16 protein-coding genes and 2 pseudogenes are annotated in these 17997 nt (G+C 69.3%); 10 read left to right on the top strand and 8 right to left on the bottom strand.

The window, feature by feature from the left end; all coding sequences use genetic code 11:
- The first annotated feature begins 75 nt into the window (after window positions 1-75).
- Window positions 76-273, top strand: coding sequence for a hypothetical protein (locus OG792_RS22215; RefSeq protein ID WP_329101863.1), 198 nt, complete (start codon window positions 76-78; stop codon window positions 271-273).
- Window positions 274-1463: 1190 nt separating this feature from the next.
- Here the strand turns inward: OG792_RS22215 and OG792_RS22210 are convergent.
- Window positions 1464-1910: a DUF1772 domain-containing protein gene (locus tag OG792_RS22210; RefSeq protein WP_329101861.1), complete on the bottom strand. Its 447-nt coding sequence runs from the start codon at window positions 1908-1910 to the stop codon at window positions 1464-1466.
- A 90-nt stretch (window positions 1911-2000) separates the two neighbouring features.
- Here OG792_RS22210 and OG792_RS22205 point away from each other — a divergent pair, with 90 nt between their 5' ends.
- Window positions 2001-2579, top strand: coding sequence for a TetR/AcrR family transcriptional regulator (locus OG792_RS22205; protein ID WP_329101858.1), 579 nt, complete (start codon window positions 2001-2003; stop codon window positions 2577-2579).
- An 853-nt stretch (window positions 2580-3432) separates the two neighbouring features.
- On the opposite strand, the gene OG792_RS22200 is transcribed toward OG792_RS22205, so the two are convergent.
- Entirely contained in the window at window positions 3433-3810 is a 378-nt protein-coding gene (locus OG792_RS22200) for a hypothetical protein (RefSeq protein ID WP_329101857.1), read from the bottom strand.
- 179 nt (window positions 3811-3989) lie between these two features.
- Between OG792_RS22200 and OG792_RS34775 the strand changes: the two are divergent.
- Window positions 3990-4571, top strand: a pseudogene (locus OG792_RS34775) (AfsR/SARP family transcriptional regulator); the annotation flags it as partial.
- A 58-nt stretch (window positions 4572-4629) separates the two neighbouring features.
- Here OG792_RS34775 and OG792_RS22195 read toward each other — a convergent pair.
- Window positions 4630-5112, bottom strand: a pseudogene (locus OG792_RS22195) (IS701 family transposase); the annotation flags it as partial.
- Window positions 5113-5305: 193 nt separating this feature from the next.
- Window positions 5306-6183 (bottom strand): IS5 family transposase gene (locus OG792_RS22190; RefSeq protein ID WP_442932493.1). Its coding sequence is split into 2 segments (ribosomal slippage): window positions 5306-5793 and window positions 5793-6183, totalling 879 coding nucleotides; the frame shifts between segments, so codons are not numbered across the junction.
- A 216-nt stretch (window positions 6184-6399) separates the two neighbouring features.
- On the opposite strand from OG792_RS22190, the gene OG792_RS22185 reads away from it, so the two are divergent.
- Entirely contained in the window at window positions 6400-6969 is a 570-nt protein-coding gene (locus OG792_RS22185) for a GNAT family N-acetyltransferase (protein WP_329101856.1), read from the top strand.
- Window positions 6970-6978: 9 nt separating this feature from the next.
- Here OG792_RS22185 and OG792_RS22180 read toward each other — a convergent pair whose 3' ends face one another.
- Both OG792_RS22180 and OG792_RS22175 read right to left on the bottom strand, forming a co-directional pair.
- A complete protein-coding gene (locus OG792_RS22180) occupies window positions 6979-7458 on the bottom strand; it encodes an RCC1 domain-containing protein (protein ID WP_329101854.1) in 480 nt (159 codons plus the stop codon).
- Window positions 7459-7466: 8 nt separating this feature from the next.
- Complete coding sequence (locus OG792_RS22175) at window positions 7467-8084, bottom strand: RCC1 domain-containing protein (RefSeq protein WP_329101852.1); 618 nt, start codon at window positions 8082-8084, stop codon at window positions 7467-7469.
- A 264-nt stretch (window positions 8085-8348) separates the two neighbouring features.
- Between OG792_RS22175 and OG792_RS22170 the strand changes: the two genes are divergently transcribed.
- Window positions 8349-9575: a hypothetical protein gene (locus tag OG792_RS22170; RefSeq protein WP_329101850.1), complete on the top strand. Its 1227-nt coding sequence runs from the start codon at window positions 8349-8351 to the stop codon at window positions 9573-9575.
- A 9-nt stretch (window positions 9576-9584) separates the two neighbouring features.
- On the opposite strand, the gene OG792_RS22165 is transcribed toward OG792_RS22170, so the two are convergent.
- Complete coding sequence (locus OG792_RS22165; protein ID WP_329101848.1) at window positions 9585-11597, bottom strand: hypothetical protein; 2013 nt, start codon at window positions 11595-11597, stop codon at window positions 9585-9587.
- 178 nt (window positions 11598-11775) lie between these two features.
- Here OG792_RS22165 and OG792_RS22160 point away from each other — a divergent pair, with 178 nt between their 5' ends.
- Window positions 11776-14634 carry a S8 family serine peptidase gene (locus OG792_RS22160; protein WP_329101847.1) on the top strand — a complete coding sequence of 953 codons (2859 nt, stop codon included), beginning with the start codon at window positions 11776-11778 and terminating at the stop codon, window positions 14632-14634.
- Window positions 14635-14706: 72 nt separating this feature from the next.
- Here the strand turns inward: OG792_RS22160 and OG792_RS22155 are convergent, their stop codons facing one another.
- Entirely contained in the window at window positions 14707-14877 is a 171-nt protein-coding gene (locus tag OG792_RS22155) for a substrate-binding domain-containing protein (RefSeq protein WP_329101845.1), read from the bottom strand.
- Window positions 14878-14884: 7 nt separating this feature from the next.
- Here OG792_RS22155 and OG792_RS22150 point away from each other — a divergent pair, with 7 nt between their 5' ends.
- The 4 genes from OG792_RS22150 (at window position 14885) to OG792_RS22135 (ending at window position 17995) form a co-directional block, all read left to right on the top strand.
- Window positions 14885-15499 carry a hypothetical protein gene (locus tag OG792_RS22150; RefSeq protein ID WP_329101843.1) on the top strand — a complete coding sequence of 205 codons (615 nt, stop codon included), beginning with the start codon at window positions 14885-14887 and terminating at the stop codon, window positions 15497-15499.
- A gap of 119 nt (window positions 15500-15618) precedes the next feature.
- On the top strand, window positions 15619-16398 hold the full coding sequence (locus OG792_RS22145) for an SDR family NAD(P)-dependent oxidoreductase (protein WP_329101841.1): 780 nt from the start codon (window positions 15619-15621) through the stop codon (window positions 16396-16398).
- Window positions 16399-16427: 29 nt separating this feature from the next.
- Window positions 16428-17228: an SDR family NAD(P)-dependent oxidoreductase gene (locus tag OG792_RS22140; RefSeq protein WP_329101839.1), complete on the top strand. Its 801-nt coding sequence runs from the start codon at window positions 16428-16430 to the stop codon at window positions 17226-17228.
- Window positions 17225-17995, top strand: a complete 771-nt coding sequence (locus tag OG792_RS22135; RefSeq protein ID WP_329101837.1) for an SDR family oxidoreductase — start codon at window positions 17225-17227, stop codon at window positions 17993-17995. Before OG792_RS22140 ends, OG792_RS22135 begins: the two co-directional genes overlap by 4 nt.
- Window positions 17996-17997 lie beyond the last annotated feature (2 nt).

Here is a 17997-nt window from a genome sequence, read left to right as displayed (position 1 = left end):
AGATCGGCCAGTGACATTGGCCAACGCGGGATGGTTTTCATGGCGTCTTGCCACTCCCGTCTAGAAGGAGATCACATGAACAGGATCGAACACCTGGCGGACCGGATGCTTTCGGCATTCATCCCGCAGGCCACGGCAGCCGCCGCATCCGCTGCGGCCTGCACCACCTACCAGTACTGCCAGCAGTGCGGATCCTCCTGGAAGATGTGCTGGTCGCAGTACTGCGACGGTGTCTATCGGAACGGCTTCTGCAACTCGTGTGGTTCCTGCTGACGAAACTGTCAGCACCTCTGGTGCCCCGTCCGTTCTGGCGGGGCGCCAGAGGCGTCGCCCAAATGACAACGGTCACTGCAACACCCTCTCCGATTTGACACCGTGCGCTGCCTGCATCTCGCATCCATCAAAACGGCGGCGACTGTACGGGACGAACCAAAGAGTCGGGTAAGTGCAACAGGCGGCGCGGCGTATCCGTTCCACATCCTGAGGTAATCGGATCCATCGAACCGGCACCAGACGTTGGGCTGTGCGAGATAGTTCCGAACATTTAGCGCAACCTGCGATCGCCGCATCCGCCGAGTCAGGCAGACCGGCAGGGCTCGGTGCCCGAATAGATTCGAACAAGCCCGAACAGCCAGGAACGTCGTGGCGAGCGCGCAATCAGCCATAGTGGATGCCGAGCGTCGACCTCGCCCGGCCACCCGGGCGACCTGGCCCGCAAACCCGCGCCTGCCAATCTGCGATTTCGCTCATCCTGCTCAGCTCACCGGATTGGTGACGGACGCCGTTGATGGGCTGCGGTATCGAGTTGCCGAGCAGGAAGGGGCACAAGGGCGTACCGTCCTGTGGCCCACCCGACGAGAGGACGCGTCTTCCGGCACCGCCGACCGCTGTCGTCATCGCCATCCGGCCGGACGACAACGGAAAGCTGAGGCAGGCCGAGCCGGTGCGGCGAGCGTTTCAGCGCTTTGGGCCTGCAAACCGCGGCATGGCACGGTACATCCCGCGTGGCGCTGGCGGATTGGCCAAGGCCGGCGCGGCCGTCGCGGCACAGGCATAGAAGAAGTAGGCCACAAGCCTGTGCAGGCGGCCGAAAAAGCTGGGCCAAGGGAGTATCTATTTGCATCTCGTCCGCAACCGATTCGGCACGGGCCGTGGCTCGGGAAGCTGTGCGGGCGGCTGGTCTTCTAGTTTTGCAGCGGAGATCCGTTGTGGCCCACGGTGACGGTGTGGTTTTGTCCGTGGGCGGCAAGCAGCCACCGTCGAGTCTCAGCGGTTGTGTGGACCAACCAAGATGCGGCGGTGGCCGTCGCCTACAGAGTAGACGTTCAGCGGTGGGCCGGGTTGTTCGACGAGCTGGGTCCTGGTTGCAGATGGAGGTGGCGGTGCCGCACTTCGGGCGTACGGCCGAGCGGTTGCGGCCGACGACCGGGGCGGGCGAGCCCGCGGCGGGCGAGTCCGCGGGCTCAGGTGAGGGCGGCGACCAGCAGGGCGAAGGCGGCGATGATGACGGCGACGCGGACGTAGTGAAAGCGGTCCCAGCGGTTCATCTGCTGCTTCCAGTCGGCGGGCCGGTTCTCAGGGGTCCACGTCTTGCCCCGGTTGTTGATCGGGACGAGCAGCAGGATCGACATGATAACGCTGAGGATCAGCAGTGCGCCGGCGGTGACGACGAGGCCGGCGCCGTGGTGGTGCCATCCGGCGATCGCCCAGACCGCGACGAGGACGAGTGAGGTGATGTACCAGACCGGCATCACGGCGCCGAGCATCCGGCCCCCATGGGCGCGGCCGAGTTGGCCGGCGTCCTCAGGGAGGGCGTTGAGGATCGGGTTGATGACGAAGGCGACGGAGAACTCCACCCCCACCATCACGCCGACGACCACGGTGGTGACGACCTCGAGTGCGTTGAGCATGTTGACCCTCCCGTAATCTAGCGTTGCTAGATGAAGGGGCGACGCTAGCATTGCCGTTGCTTGATTGTCTAGCGATGCTAGGATCCGATCATGTCGGTACAGGAACGCAAGGAACGCGAACGGGCGGAACGCGAGCGCCTCATCGTGGCGACGGCCCGTGAACTCGCCGAGCAGCAGGGCTGGGACGCGGTCACCACCCGCCGGCTTGCCGAGTGCATCGAATACAGCCAGCCCGTCCTCTACAGCCACTTCCGCGGCAAGCGCGAGATCATCGGTGCCGTCGCCCTCCAGGGCGCCACCGAGATGGCCACGGCGGTGCGGGCCGCGACCGCCGCCGCGGGCAGACCGCGCGAGCGGGTCGCCGCCCTCGCGCGCGCCTATCTTGACTTCGCCGCGCGCAACCCGGCGGTCTACGACGCCATCTTCGAGCTCGACGGTGGTCTCGCGTACGCGCAGGAGGACACCCCCGAACCCCTCAAGGACGCTTTCGCCGCACTGCTGGAGAGCCTGGGCGAGGTCGCCGGGGACGGCGTCGACCCGGGGCTGTTCACCGAGGTGTTCTGGGCGTCCCTGCACGGCCTGGCGACCCTGACCCGGACGGGACGGCTGCCGCCGGCGGACACCGAGCCGAGGGTGAAGCTGCTGGTGGACAGGCTCGCCATGGTCTGAATCACCATCCCGGCAGGCACGCCCACCCTTCGGGGGTCAAGCCCCCGGACTTCGCCGCCGGTATCCGAGGGCCAAACAGAGCTACCCGCCCCTCACCCAGTCCCGCCGCTGGCGGCAGCCGGCGGTCCTCAGCCCGAGACAGCACCAGGTCGAGGACATCCATCCTCAGCGGGGCGGCGAACAGACGCGGGAGGCAGCCGGTTCAACCACCGGAGCGTGCGTCGGTCCGTCAGCCGACACGCCCGGGTACGTGTCGCTCGCGTCATTCCGGCACCGATCCGCCGCAGGGCGGTGGTGTCCCGGACGCTTGCGCCCCGGACAGCGCGGCCCGGATCTTGGCGGTCTCGTGGTCGATTCGACGCGTCCACTCGGCGCCGTCCGGCACTCGGCGCCGTCCGGGCTGATCCCGCCTTGACGGCGAACGCGGCGGGCGTGCGACCCGCTGCCCGGTCCGCAAGCAGTTGTTGCGGCAGTGCGCGCAGCCTCGCGCGGTTCATGGACCTGCCCGCCTTCGCCGATGGGAGCGATTCGGCATCAGCATCGATGTGCGTGGCCGGCCGTTGCAGGCTCGGAAGCCGCGACCGGTGCCGCTCTGGCCGAGGCCGAAGTGGCGCTCTGCCAATGCCTTACGCCGAGACGTGGGCCCGGCACCGGTGTGTGGAGCAAGGGCGGATCTCACTCGTGGCGGCGAGGATTGCCGAAGACGTTGATCGGCGACCGCAGGCACGGCGCCATGGGAAGCGGGGAGTGCGCCGGCGCGGCGTTGATTTCCCGACATCGCGGCAGGCCCGCCCTGGGACGGGCAGCGGTCCCGCGCGCTGTGAACGCGCGGGACCGCTGCCGCCGCTACCGCTTACGGCAACTCGTTCTCGATGATCACACTGCCGCCGCAGGTGCTACCCACCCGCGAGATCTCCGCCCGGTAGTAGCTGTACAGGCCGAAGATGGTGAAGTCGCGCTCGTTGGTCCGGCCGCTCGCCACCACGACGTTGTTCGCGATGTCGCGGACCACGTAGTCGAGCTCGCAACCGGAGTACGCCGAGACGTGCACGTCGACCCACCGGCCCGGCGAGTTCGACGGGAGGCTGTCGGTGTAGCAGGTGCCGGGCAGCCACCAGGTCCCGTTGACCGAGCAGTCACGCGAGGCAGCGTGCGCCATGCCGGGCATTGCGGCGAGCGTCACCAGGCAGGCGAGAGCGGAGACGACGACGAGCTTCAGTGACTTGCGCAAGGTATCCCCCTTTTGTGGTTCGCCCACCCGATGCGGCGGCCCCGACGGTGGTGCTCCGGCCACCCGGGTGGGTGATGTCGATGTTGAGCTTGACGGGCATCGTTTGCCGATCGCTTGTTTTCCGCTTGTGCCGCCGCTGACGAATGTCGATTGCACGAGTTGATCACCCATGATGGGGTGTGCTGGTGACGGGGAACGGGGACGGCCGGAGGTCGTGGCGACTGCTCGGCCCGGTGAGCCTGGTCTCCGACCGTGGCGACGAAATCGACGCCGGGCCCGGTAAGCAGCGTTGCGTCCTAGCCGCATTGCTGCTGGCCCCGGGGGAGACCGTGCCGGTCGGCACGATCGTCGACCGGGTCTGGGGCGAACGGCCGCCACGCTCGCCGAACGCGATCGCACCGTACGTCACCAGGTTGCGGCGTCTGATCGGTCATGTCGCACCGGACGGGTCGCTCGGCACGCTGCGCTTCGTCGCCGGCGGTTACCGGCTCGAATGCGATCCCGACCTTGTCGATCTGCATCGGGCTCGGGCACTGGTCCGCGCCTCGGCGGGGGTGGACGGCGCGGCAGCCCGGCTGCTGAGCCGCGCACTGCACGGCTGGCCGGCGGTCGCCCTCGCCGGAGTCCCCGGCGGCTGGGCGGCACAGGTCCGCGAGGCGCTGGCCCACGAACGGCTCGACCTCATCGGTCGCCTTGCCGAGACGGACGTGCGGCTGGGGCGACATGCTTCGGTGATCGATCGGTTACGGCCGGTCGCGGTCGAGCATCCGACCGTGGAGTCCGTCGTGGTCCCGCTGATCGCGGCGCTCGCTCTTCGCGGCGGGCCTGGTCGTCGCACCAGCCGCGCGGCAGGTAAAGCTCTCGGTCGATCAACGTGCGGCCGTTGGTGGTGGCGTAGGCCAGGAACACACCGAGCTGGCAGTTCTCGGTCCGCCCGGCGGTGCCCGAGTACTGGCGTTGCACCCCGGCCGACTTCACACCCTTCTTCAGAAACCCCGTCTCGTCGACCACCAGCACACCATCGGGTGCGCCCAACTGGTCGCTGACGTAACCACGCAGGTCATCGCGGACGGCGTCCGCATCCCAATCAGCCTTGTTCAGCAGCCGTTGCATCCGGTCCGGGGTCTTGTCCCCGGCGGCTTCCGCGAGGGTCCAGCCGTTCTTGTCTGCCAGGGGCGACAGCAGTCCGAGCAGGTAATTACGGGCCTGCCGTCGAGGCTCAGCCCGCCCGAATCGGTGCGCGAACCGTGCCACCAGGTCATCCAGACCCGACGACCAATCGGCAATTTCGTCGATCAACACAAGCAGAGAAGATGGCTGGTCCTCGAACAGAGGCAGCAGACACGCCGTGCGACAGCACCAGCCTCCCCGCCGGGAACATCGACGCGCATCTGGTAGCTTCGTCTTCGTCCGCCGAGCTAGAACCGGCGCTGAGCTGCGAGAACGCTCAATTCACCAAACGCGGCTGGAGTACTAGGGCCTGTGTCGAAGTCGGTCACAGCCACTCGTTGATGGCCGCAATCTGCACGGTGGCCTCGTAGCGCACGGCGAGTTTGTCGAAGCGGGTCGCGACGGCCCGGTTGCGCTTCAGGCGGTTGATCCCGCACTCCACGGCATGGCGCTGCTTGTACCGCTCGGGGTCGAAGGCCGGTGGCCGGCCACCCTTGGAGCCGAGTTTGCGCCGGTTGGCGTCCTGGTCAGCCTTGGACGGGATGGTTGCGGCGATCCCGCGTCGGCGCAGGTAGCGGCGGTTGGATCGGGACGTGTATGCCTTGTCCGCCAGGACGCGGTCCGGGCGAGTCCGAGGCCGGCCCGTGGCCAGCCGGGGCACCCGGATGCCGTCGAGCACCGGGATGAACTGCGGGCTGTCCCCGCGCTGCCCGGCGGTCAACACGATCGACAGCGGCTTCTGCCCTTGCTCGCAGGCCAGATGCAGCTTGGTCGTCAGCCCACCGCGTGACCGCCCCAAGGCGTGATCGTCCGGCTCGGTGGTGACGCCACCCGGCGGTTCGGCCTGTAGATCCCCCTTTTACGCGCACCGGCGGCATGCTGGTGTGCCCGGGCGGACGACGAGTCGACCGACACATCCCACGTGATGCGCCCAGCCGCGTCGGCCATCGCCTGCAACGTGGTCAGGATCTTCGCCCAGGTTCCGTCGCGCTGCCAGCGGCGAAACACCGCGTACGCCGCCGCCCAGGACCCGTAGCACTCCGGCACGTCCCGCCACGGGGCACCGACTCGGATCCGCCACCGGATACCGTCAATGAGCTGCCGCTTCGTCCATGTCGGCGGTCGTCCCGGCCTACGCCCCACGGGCAACACCGGCTCAAGCGCCGCCCACTGCGCGTCGGTCAGGTCGTGCCGCCTCGTCACCGCTACAGTGGCCACGAGGTCTCCGTGCTGATGGTCTTCTTCGTCGAGGAACCATCTACCGGAGACCTCGCTACGTATCGGTCACCGACGCGCCGGGTTCTCATCACCCCGCTACCGCCGAATTCGACCCAAGGCCCGAGTTGTACAGGCGGGCGAGGGCCGCACCCGGTCGAAATGAGGTGCTTGATGATCCCGAAGCCTGCCAGGCTGCGCGGCATGGACGTTCGTCTTGAGCCTTGGTCGGAATCCGCGCTCGACCTCCTGCGCCGGATCAACACTCCGCAGATGCGTCGACACGTCGGCGGTCCCGAGCCGGAGGAAAAACTGCTTGCCCGGCACCGCCGATACCTTGCCATGCCGGCGACTAGCCGCGGTTGCATGTTCGCCGTACTGCTTGGCGACGAGATGGTCGGCAGCATCGCCTACCACCAGCGTGACTGGCAGGGCGAGCAGATCTACGAGACCGGCTGGAACGTTCTACCGCCCTACCAGGGCCGAGGCATTGCCTCCGCAGCCGGCACCGCCCTGGTCACCATCGTCCGCGAGGCTGCCCGCCACCCCGACGCGCCCCACAGCCTGCACGCGTTCCCCTCAATCGAGAACGCCCCCTCCAACGCACTCTGCCACCGCCTTGGCTTCACTCTCCTCGGCCCCTGCAATTTCGAGTACCCGCCGGGCAGCGGCTCCCTCATGCGCAGCAACGACTGGCGCATCGACCTCGCCAACTCCGGCCGGACTGCCGTCACGCCGCAGCGCGACCGCCTGCGACTTCGACACAGGCCCTAGGCCGGCTCCTCAGGGTTTGATGACCGGTGCCGCGTACTGGACCGCGATGCTGTGTCCGCCGCCAGCGGCGAGCTGGACTACATCGCTCAGACCGGGCAACCGGACCGGCACCAGCCTGTTGTGTCCCCAGGCCCAGGCCGTGCCGTCGCTACGTAGGGCGAGTGTCTGTGAACCACCGGCGGTCACCTGGGTGACTCGGGTCAGACCGGTGACCTTGTTGGGGAGCTTACGGCCCGAGGTCGTGCCGTCGCCGAGCTGCCCGGACCCGTTGTTTCCCCACGCATAGAGCGATCCGTCCGTCAGGGCGACGGTGTGCAAGCCACCGGCGGCAACCTGGCGTACCGGTGGCACACCGAGGACCGGTACCGGTGTCAGTCGGGTGATGGTGGTGCCGTCGCCGAGTTGGCCGGTGTAGTTGTTGCCCCACGATCTCAGCGTGGCGTCCGCGAGCAGGGCTACGCCGAAGGCCCCGCCGGCCGAGATCTGCACGGCATTGGTCAGCCGGATACCGGTACGGGACTGAGTCGGTCGGTGGTGCTGCCGTCGCCCAACTGGCCGACGCCGTTGGCTCCCCAGGCCCACACGGTACGGTCCGACCGTAGCGCCAGCACGGCGTGCGAGCCGGCGGCGATCTGGGTGACGCCGGCCAGGCCCGGCACCTGGGCCGGGGCGGATCGGCTGACGATGGTGCCGTCACCCAGTTCGCCGTTCGTGTTGAAGCCCCAGGTCCAGACCGTGCCGTCGGAGCGTAGTGCCATGCTGTAGTTGCTACCGGCGGCGACCTGGGTCACCCCGGTCAGCTCCAGCACGGTGACCGGCGTGGTCCGCTGGGTAGTGGTGCCGTCGCCCAGTTGGCCGTTGCGGTTGTAGCCCCACGCCCGTACGGTGCCGTTGGTGAGTAGGGCCAGGCTGTGCATGCCGCCCGCCGCGACCTGCTTCACACCCGTGGTCAGGCCGTACACCCGGGTTGCGGTGTCACGGTCGACGGTCGTGGCGTCACCGACCTGACCATTCGCATTTTCTCCCCAGCCGACGGCACCGTTGAAGTCGAGGACGGGTGGGATCACCCGGGCGCTGGCCGGCGCCGCCGGCGTCAACAGCAGCAAGACCGCCATGGTGCCGATCCATTGTCGAGCCTTCATACGTCCTCGAATCATCTGTTCCAGATTGCGTGCGGGTTCATCTTCCTGATGGCTGTCAAGCCGAGCCGTTCAGGACTCGCAGGTGCCCGAGCACCGCATCCGTGCCGTCGATGGTCGGCCACGTTGCGCGACGCGGATACGTTCGATGGGTCTTGGCGGAATTTCCGATTCGGATGGTCGGGCCGCCGCGTCACACTTCGGGCTTGGCCACCCTGCACAGTCGACGGAGGACGTGACGTGGACGGATCGGGCGTTGATGGGCCGAGATCGGTGCCGACCCGGCGGCTCGGTTGGTTCCTCGGGCTGACGGTCGCGGCACTGGCGGTGCTGTCGGTCTACTTCATCGTGGACGCCGTGAGGACCATCGGTACCCTGCGGCAGGAGCGCGCGGGCACGGTGAGCGTGACACGATGCGAATTCCTTACCTTCGGCCAGCGCAGTGATACCTATTCCTGCCAGGGTCTCTTTACCTCGAACGACGCCGAGCTGCGGCTACAGCCCGTGACGTTTGACCATGCTGGCGACCTCGATCCGGGCACCCGAGTGGCTGCTTCGGTGTCGGGTCCGGACGATGGCACGGCAACCGTCGGGGGCACGCGCAGCGTCGGGATGAGGGTCGTCGGGGCTGTTGTCAGCGTGGCCGGGTTGGTCGCGGTGCTGCTCCGGTCTCGACGGCTGCTCCGCGCCCGCCGGTCGAGCCGGGTGGGCGCCACCCGGCCGGATCCGGATACGCCGGCAGCGGCGACCGAAGTGGCGCAGCCCGTCGATACAGGGCCTGGCACACCATCGTTGGGCGCGACCCGGATCGTCTGGACGCACACCGGCGACGGGGAGTTCCCGTACCGGGCGGTGGCGGGCGGCCAGGAGCTGACCGTCCGGGTCAACGACTTTCCTGCGGAGACGCTCTACACGGTGATCGTCGACGGTGTGGAAACGGAGGATCTGGAAGACTGGCCACCCGGGTGGACCAGGCCGCGGGTGCCCGCGCACCTGCTCGCCTCGACCCGGACGCGGTTGGCCCGTCGACTCGCGAGCCGCGTCGATGCCCACATGCTGTACGTGTGGGCCGAGCGGCTCTGTCGACACGGCACGGGTAATCCCGCGTTCGTGGTCACCGTGCTGGGGCTCTTCGGTCAGGTCGTACCCGGGTATGGCGGCGCCACGGTCGAGCCGCCGCCGGCCGGTGTCCGCGAACTCCAGTTGCGCATCGCCGGCCAGGACGTCGACCACGTGTACGCGGAGTTGGTCGCAACCGTGCCGATGACTCAGGCCGATCTCGATGCCAGCTTCGGGCCGGGCGAGCGGCTGCCGCGCGTGTACCTCGACAGCCCGTACCCGATTACCTATCGCCTTGAGGTGCCAGGGACCCGGTACGCATGCGACGTGTCGGCGTATTTTGCCGAAGAACCGACCGCGACCAGTCCGGCGATCGAGGTGGTGCTGAGGCCACGCCCCGTCGTCTAGGTCGAAGGGCTATCCGGGTGAGCGGATGCGCGGGCCGGGGCTGAGCTGTTCCCCGTTCCCGCCCGGTTGTCGCGGCCAACCCGACAGCTCGTGGCCCTGTTCCGTATGTGGGTGGTAGGAGCAGTGCAGGCCGGTGCGGACCGTTCCGCGCAGGTGTTCGGCGATTATCGGATCGGCCTCGGCGAGGCGATCGATGGCCCGCCGGATGGCCTTCCCGACGGCGATCCGGGCCCGTTCGGTGGTGTCGGTGAAGTGCCGGGGGCGACCGCCCACGGCGGTGCCGGCCGCGAGTTCCGCGCGCAGCCAGTCGTACTCCGAGCGGGCGGTCGCGGCGCGGGCGGCGTCGCCGCGCCGTTCGTGCTCGTCGATGTCGGTGGGTAGCCGGCACAACCGCTGCCGGTACTCCTGGCGGGCCGTGGCGTCCAGGACGGGCTGCGGTAGCCGGTCGGAGGCTCCCGCCGGGAGGGGACCCGCGCCGGCCGCGAGTTCCACGGCGGTGATCTCGCGGCCCGGGTTGGCGCACAGGACGGCGAGGTGGCGCAGGCCGACGCGGTGCTCGACGAGCACCGCCCGGTAGCCCAGGGCAACCCGCCACAGCGGGCCATCACGGTGGATGGTCAGTCCTGTCGCGGCCGCCCATCGGGTACTCGGCAGGACCATGCCCAGGGCGGCGGCATCCTCCTCGGCCCGGGTACGCGCGTGCCGCGCCTCGGCCAGATCCCGTGGGCCTGCCCGTAGCGCCAGGGCCTGCCCGTGGCGCCATCGCGAGAGCACCGCCGCCGGCCAGTGCCCGAGCGCGAGATTGTCGTGCACCGCCGCCGCGAAGTGGTCGACGGCGCGGTCCACCGCCCGGACGGTCAGCGAGGCGACGCCCAACGCGTGTTGCGTCGAGCCGAAGCAGGCCACTGCGAGGCTGGAGACCATCGGCAGCCGCGCGAACGGGCGGAGCAGTTCGTACGCCCGTTCCGACAGCTCGACCTCGTCCAGCAGGTTCGCCGCCTCCACGATCCCGTACATGGTTGCGAGCCAGCTGCTGGACCGGGGGAGGTCGCCGAGGTCCCGTCCCCGTAACCGGGCCAGCGCGCCGTCGGCGAGCCGACGTTCGCCGCGCAGAGCCGCGGCCACCGCCAGCGCGGCGAAGTAGGAGTTGTCCGCGGCGCTGAGCGCCGGTGAGTTCACCTGTTCGGCAAGGGCCGGCAGGAGTTCGCCGAGCCGGCCCTGGTACCAGCGGATCGCGACCAGTTGCCCGCCGTACCAGCCCGTCGCGTCGGCGTCGCCGGCGGCGTCGCCTTGCACCGCACAGTCGGCGGCGCGCGTCTCTGCCACCGCCAACTCGCCGGCACGCAGGCTGAGCATGACCCCGATCGCGCCGACCACGAAGCTCACCGCGAGGTTGTCCTCGGCGGCCAGCAGGTCCCGCAGCTCGACGAGGCGCCGTTCGGCGTGCGGGTCCGCGAGCAGGAACATGTCGACGGTCTGCCACAGCAGCCCCATCAGCAGGTCGGTCCGCCGGGCTGTCCGGGTGCTCTGGTCGATCAGCTCGCGAGCCAGGGCCAACCGCAATGCGCCGTGCTCGGGGCCGAGCACGCAGTGGTGTGCGAGGCTCAGCGCCTCGGCCAGCGCGACGGGTTCGCCGCACCGGCGCGTCTCCTCCAGAATGGCCAGAGTCGCCTCGTGGGTGCCGGTACGGTAGTCGGCCCCGGCCGCCAGCCGGGCCCGCAGTCGTAGGGCGAGCGCCGACCGCGGGTCGACGAGCGACAGCGTACGCCGCAGCCGGGCCTCCAGCATCACCTCGGCCGCGGTGGAGCGGTGTTCGTGCACCCACAGACCCCCGAGACCGAGCGCCGCTAGCGCCATCGCCTCCGCGTCGCCGGCCTGCTCGGCGTCACGGTGGGCGGCGTCGAAGCTGTGCCGGCTGGCGCCCAGGTCGCCGACGGCGAGGTGCGCCTGCGCCTGCGCCAGCAGGTCACCGTGACGGCACGCCCCGGTCGCCGCCCGCGCCGATCCGCGGTCCCCGTCCACCAGTGCCTCCACCGTCGATGGCCGACCCGATTATCACCCCGGGGATCCGGTTGATCCTGCTCCTGTCTGTCGGGGATGGCCCCGGTGCTGTCGGAAATCGGATCTCGTCGGCGGCGGGAGATCCCCCCCCGCGCCCGTCCGGCCGGGGGAGGAGCGGCGACTCGAAGCGCCTCGGGCGGTGGTGGAACGGCGATGGAACGGCGATGTCACGCCGTTAGGACAGGAAGCGGTATCAAGCGGTGTGGGGGCAGGCATGTTGGTAGGTCGCCATCGGTCTCGCCGGCTGGCATTCGGTACGACGCTGGTGCTCGTAGCGGGAATGTTGGTGCTGCCGTCACCGAGCCGAGCCACTCCGGTGCCGACGCCCGGACTGTCGACGGAGATCGGTGGGTTGGCGGAACGCCTGCACCGGGTCGCCGAGGAGCAACGTGGCGGCCCCGCCCAGCTGGCGGACGGGGATGTCATCGCGGCCGGCAAGCTGGTGGCCGGCGCTGCGGCGCGGGCGGCCGAGGAGCCGTGCGCGGCGACTGCCCCGCTGCACGGGTTCGCCGAAGCCATGACGGCGCAGGCCGTCCGGGTGGCTGGGGTACTGGCGACGGCGCGGCTGAGCAGGGCCGACCTCGTGCTGCTGAGTCGCGGGCTCGCCGATTTGGAGACGCTGGCGCGTCGGGGCGCAGCCCTTCGCGGACAGGTGCTCGGGACGCTGCCGGATGAGGAGGGGTGTGCCGGACCGATCGTCGTCCACGTGGATCCGGACCGGGCGCGTCCGCCGGTGGCGCAGCTGCCGGGCTTCGGTCGGGGATCGACCCGACCGCTGGCCGGCCTTGTCGACGGGGACGGCGTCCGGGTCGACTTCGTCGAGAACGAGCTGATCCTGACAAGCTCGGACACCAAGGAGGTGGCGGCCTTCGCGGCCCGGTGGGGCGGGACGGTGATCCGGAGCCTTGCGCCGGACAGGGGCGGCCCCGGACAGCATCTGGTCCGCATCGACCCGACCCGGGCCGACCCATCGAAACTGAGCGACAGCCTCGCCGTGCTCAACGAGGGTCGGTCGAAGGCCACCTCGATGGCGGTGTCGAGCCATGCCGGTCTGGGGCTGCTGGCGGCCGCCGCCGCCGAGGCCAGCGCCAAGGTCGCGGTCGGGGTGAACTGGGTCGGGCAGCCCGACAGCATCGCCACCGGCTCCACCTTGGAGGCCGGGTCGGGCCCGCCCGGTTACGGCGACGACCCCGACGCCGGCTACAGCCGCGACGCGTACACCTGGTCCTATCTGAGTTCCGGCAGTGTGCAGGACATCGGCGTGGCGGAGGGCTGGACGCTGCTCAACTCGGTTGGCCGGTTGACCAACAAGGTGCCCATCGCGGTGCTCGACTCGGGCTTCAAGCCGCAGGTCAACAACGACCTACCGGCGGGAACGACGACATCGAGCCCGATCCTGTTCATCGACCCGGAAACGGCGGCCTGGATCGGTTCACCGTGGCACGGCACCGACGTGGCCAGTGCCGCCGCGGCCGTGCCCGACAACTTCGTGGGCGCGGCCGGGCCGGCCGGCCCCGTCGCGCGACTCAGCCTGATGTACTCGCCGCCTGACTTCTTCGTCGCCATGGCCTCGATCCTGGAGGCTCGCCTCAGCGGCAGCAAGATCATCAACATGAGCTGGGGGGCGAAGGTGCCCTGGCCGCTGGCGTTCAGCGTGCTGCCGTTCGATGCCTTCACCGCCTACCAGCGAGGGGTGAACGACCTGCTCATGTTCGCCGGCGCGGGCAACGACGGGACCGATGTCGACAAGACCACCTGCTTCCTGGTGTGCTGGGAGAAGCACTGGCACACCCCGTGCGAAAACTCCGGCATTCTCTGCGTCGGCGGGTTGGGCGTCAACAGCCGTGATCGGGACTCCCATTCGAACTTCGGGCCCGAGGACGTCGACGTCTTCGCCCCGTTCTGGATGCTGGTGGGTCCGACCCCCGCGGTGCCCAATCCCGCCGAGGCCCACCTGACGGGCGGCACCAGCATGTCGTCGCCGTACGCCATGGGTGTGGCCGCCCTGATCTGGGCCGCCGACCCCGGTCTCAGCACGGACTCGGTCGAGAACATCCTGCTGCGCAACCGGCGCCCCAGCCCCGACGACACGGTCAAGGACCGAGTCATCCACGCCTTCGGCGCCATCGAGGACGCGTTGCCGCCGCTGGTGGTCATCCAGACGCCCCAACCGGGAGCCAGCCTCTCGGCCATCCTGCCGACCGAGTTCCGGGCGACCGTCTTCGCGGACGGACACGGCACCCCCACCGTGACGTGGCGACTCAACGGCACCGTCTTCGGCACCGGCCCGTCCGTCCTCGCGCTGCCCCCGCCCGGCACCCACATCGTCCGCGCTACCGCCACCTTCCCGGACGGCGCCAGCGCCACCCAGACCATCCAGGTCACCGTGATGAACTACCCGCCAACCGTCCACGTCACCGGACCCCGCAACCCGGACAACTCACCACCGGCCTTCGGACTCACCGAACTCATCCCGTTCCACGCCACGAGCCTCGACGACGCCGGCCCGCTCCCGGAGAGTCAGCTCCGGTGGTATCTGGACGGGGCACTGAATCCCTTCGCCACCGGCCACAATCCCACCGCGAACACCGGAGCCGGGTTGGGCGCCCACACGGTCACGCTGCGCGGATGCGACACGTTCAACGTCTGCGTCACGGACACGATCCCGATCTTCATCCAGCCCGACGGCGCCGACCAACCACCGACCGTACGGATCCTCAGCCCCGCCAACGGCGCCCTCCTGTGGGTCAACGGGAACGACGCGACCGGCGCATACCACGACATCACACTCAACGGCACGGCAGTCAATCCCGAGGGCGGACAAGTCACGCTCGTCTGGCTCGACAACGGCGTACAAGTCGGCGTCGGTGCGCAACCGACCGTGCGTCTACGCGGCGGGTGCGGCAACTACGGACACCGGCTCACTCTGGTCGGCACGGATGACGCCGGCAACGTCCGCCAAGATGCCGTTACCGTCACCGTCGCGTTGGTCTGCTGAGCGTGAGCAGCCTCGGCCCGTTAGGGCTCTGCGTGCTGTACCCGGCGTTACGAGAACTCCTCGGATCTCGGATCATGGTCCGTCCCGGTTGGCCGGCGAGGCCTGATGACGGGCTGTCGGCACGTCGGGGTACCGGAGGCCCGGGGTGGTCCAGCTCGCCTCGGGCTGGTCGTCGTAGCCGGTCATGGAGACGTCGCCCGGGACGCGTACGCCCGCCTCCCGTGCGGCGTCCATCACCCCCATCGCCAGGATGTCGCTCAGGGCGATGATCGCGGTGGGCCGCGACGGGCGCGACCACTTCTCGCCGCCCGGCGCGCCCGACCCGTGGCTGCCGCAGCCCCCCTCGTGCGCCGAACTCACCGTCGCCGCCCAGGAGGCCGACGACACCTCGACGTTGCGCCTCTATCGGGACGCGGTCGAGGCCCGGCGGAAACTCTTCGGCGACGGGCTCGGACTGTCCCGGGTCGACTCCGGCGACGACGGCGTGCTCATCGCGCGCCGCGGCACCGGCGCGGTCTGCGTGCTCAACACGGGTACGCGGCCCTACCGGATCCCCGCCCACCTCGGCGAACCCATCCTCGGCAGCACTGCACTGTCCGACCGCGACCTGCCCCCGACGCCGCCGCCTGACTCGGCCCCGACGGACGGCCTCAGCCCACCTTCGCGCCGGCGGCCGTGGGTGGACGGTGGTGCCTGGCTCACGATCGACGATGTCCAGGTCGACTGGATATACCGCGACCTGGACCGCGTACGTCGGATCTGGCGTCGGTGCCGGGCCGGTCGGTTCGAGGTGGGCACCCGGCCCGGTCATCCGCTGGGGTCTACTCGTACGCCCAGGTCGGGCATTTCGGGCTTTGTGCGTTGATTCGGGCAGTGCCAGCCCTGTGCGTCGGGCGACGGATTCCGTTGACAGAGGGAGGATTAGGCAAGGAGTCGCGAGGATTCCCCTAACACACCGTGAGGCCGTCGTGTTCTTCTAGAAAGGTGAATACGCAGACAACTGGCCAAGCGGTAACCGTCGTAACGGGCGCGAGCGCCGGCATCGGGCGCAGCGCCGCAATCGAAATCGCGGCACGCGGAATGGGAGTGGTCGTCACCTACAATTCCCGCCCGGACGGTGCGGAGGAAACCGTCTCCACGATTCGAGACAACGGTGGCCACGCGGTCGCGTTGTCTCTCGACATCGGACTGAGTGAAACCTTCCCCGCCTTCAGGAGCGAGCTCACCCGGGTTCTCGGCGACGAATGGGGCACCGACAAGATCCACGCGCTCGTCAACAATGCCGGTTTCGGCGGCGGCCGCTCATTCGAGGACATGAGCGAGGAGGCGTTCGACCAGTATTATCGCGTGCTCCTGCGCGGGCCGTACTTCCTCACGCAGACGCTCCTGCCGCTGATCCACGACGGCGGCTCGATCATCAACACCTCAAGCAGCTCCGTACGGCCCGGCGATACCGAGGCCGGCTACTCGGGGTACGCGGCGATGAAGGGCGGCCTGGTGGTCGCCACCCGATTCCTCGCGAAAGAGCTCAGCCCCCGGGGCATCCGCGTCAACTCGATCGCCCCTGGACCGACTCGTACTCGCATCGGCGACGACGCGTTCGAGAAATACCCGGAGATCATCGAAGGCATCGCCGCCAAGACCGCACTCGGTCGCGTGGGCGAGCCCGAGGATATCGGTCGGGTCATCGCGTTCCTTACCTCGGCCGACTCCGCGTGGATCACCGGGCAGGACATCCAGGTCGCGGGGGGCTACGCGCTGTGAGGACCTCTGGGCAGCGGTTCGGGACGGTTGTGCTCACCGGCGCTACGAGCGGCATCGGTGAAGCGACGGCCCACCGGCTGGCGGCGGTCTCCGAGACGCTCGTCGTGCTCGGACCTGAGCCGGAAGAAGGGGTGCGCCGGGTTCTCGCGCAGGTCCGCAGGTCCGGTCCTGCCGAGGTCCACTACGTCGGTGCTGACTTCACCCGCCTCCGCGAAGTCGTCGAGGCTGCTCGCTCGATCCGGTCGCTCGTGTCGACGATCGATCTGTTGATCAACGATGCCGGCGTGCCGGGCGCGCCGCAGCGGGTCGTCACCACGGCTGGATTCGAGCGGACACTCCAGGTCAACGCATTGGCGCCGGCGCTGCTGACGCGGCTGCTGGTTCCGTCGATGGCTGCGGGCGCACGGGTCGTGAACGTGGGGTCGTCCGCGCACCGCGCCGAGCGGTTCCACTTCGACGACATCGACCTGAAGCACGGTTACTCGCCGGTGGCCGCGTACGCGCGAGCGAAGCTCGCCATGGTGACCTGGTCGTCTCTGCTCGCGGAAGAACTGCGGTCGATGCCGGCCAGTGTCGTCGCCCTCTGCCCCGGACTCAACGACACTGCCCTCAGCGCCGCGATGACGGGCCGGATCGGCGGTCCTCCCACGCGCGGCGCGGCCCGGGTCCTCTACGCCGCGGTCGCCGATGTCCCGTCCGGCTCCTACCTGGAAGACGACCGCGTGGTGTCGCCGAGTTCAGACGCCACCGACCCCTCGAACCGGAAGCGGCTCGCCGACCTCTACTGGGAGCGGCTCCTGCCCTTGACGCTCGCGGGACGCGCACGATGAGCGAGCACAGCGCGACCACCGGCATCCTGAACGGTCGGGTCGCGGTCGTCTTTGGCGCGACCGGATGGATCGGCCGAGCCATCTGCCACGAGCTGGTCCGGGCCGGCGCGAGCATCGTCTTGGTCGGCCGAGACGCTGACCGCCTCGCCGCCCTGCAACACGAACTCGGCGGGGGCGATCGAGTGCTGTCCACGATCGCGGACGTCACCTCCCAACTCGAAGTCGACGACGCCCGAGCGGCCGCGATCACACGGTTTGGCCACATCGACCTTCTGGTCGTGTCATCGGGCGTGATCACCGGCTCTGCCTTCGGTGACGGCATCCCGGCAGATTGGGCCGAGATGATCGACGTGAACCTCTGCGGGCTGCTCCACGCATCCCAGACGTTCGCCGAGCCGCTCCTTCACCGTGCAGACCGCAGGGCGCCCGCCGACATCGTGCTGATCGGCGCCGTCAGTACCGACGTTCGCGCCCCTCGTTTCGCGGTGTTCAACGCCCTTTCGGCAGCCATCAAGCAGCTCGCCCGCGCGCTCCGTCACGAGTACGGACCGCGGGGCATGCGCGTCCACATCATCGAGCCAGGGTTCGCGGTTGACCGGCCCGACGAGCATCCCCACGCGTCAGCGCCCGAACCTGACCAGCAGCACGCGCGGGACGCGTCCGCGGTGCAGCCGGAGGCGATCGCCGCAGTGGTCACGCTCGCGGCGATGCTGCCACGGAACGTGAACCTCGCCGAAGTCCTCCTCCTGCCCACCGCGACGGCGTGACG

It is taken from the genome of Micromonospora sp. NBC_01699 (assembly GCF_036250065.1).
Classification (GTDB): domain Bacteria; phylum Actinomycetota; class Actinomycetes; order Mycobacteriales; family Micromonosporaceae; genus Micromonospora_G.
Note: the sequence above shows the minus strand (reverse complement) of the source record. Positions and strands in the feature narration are given on the sequence as shown.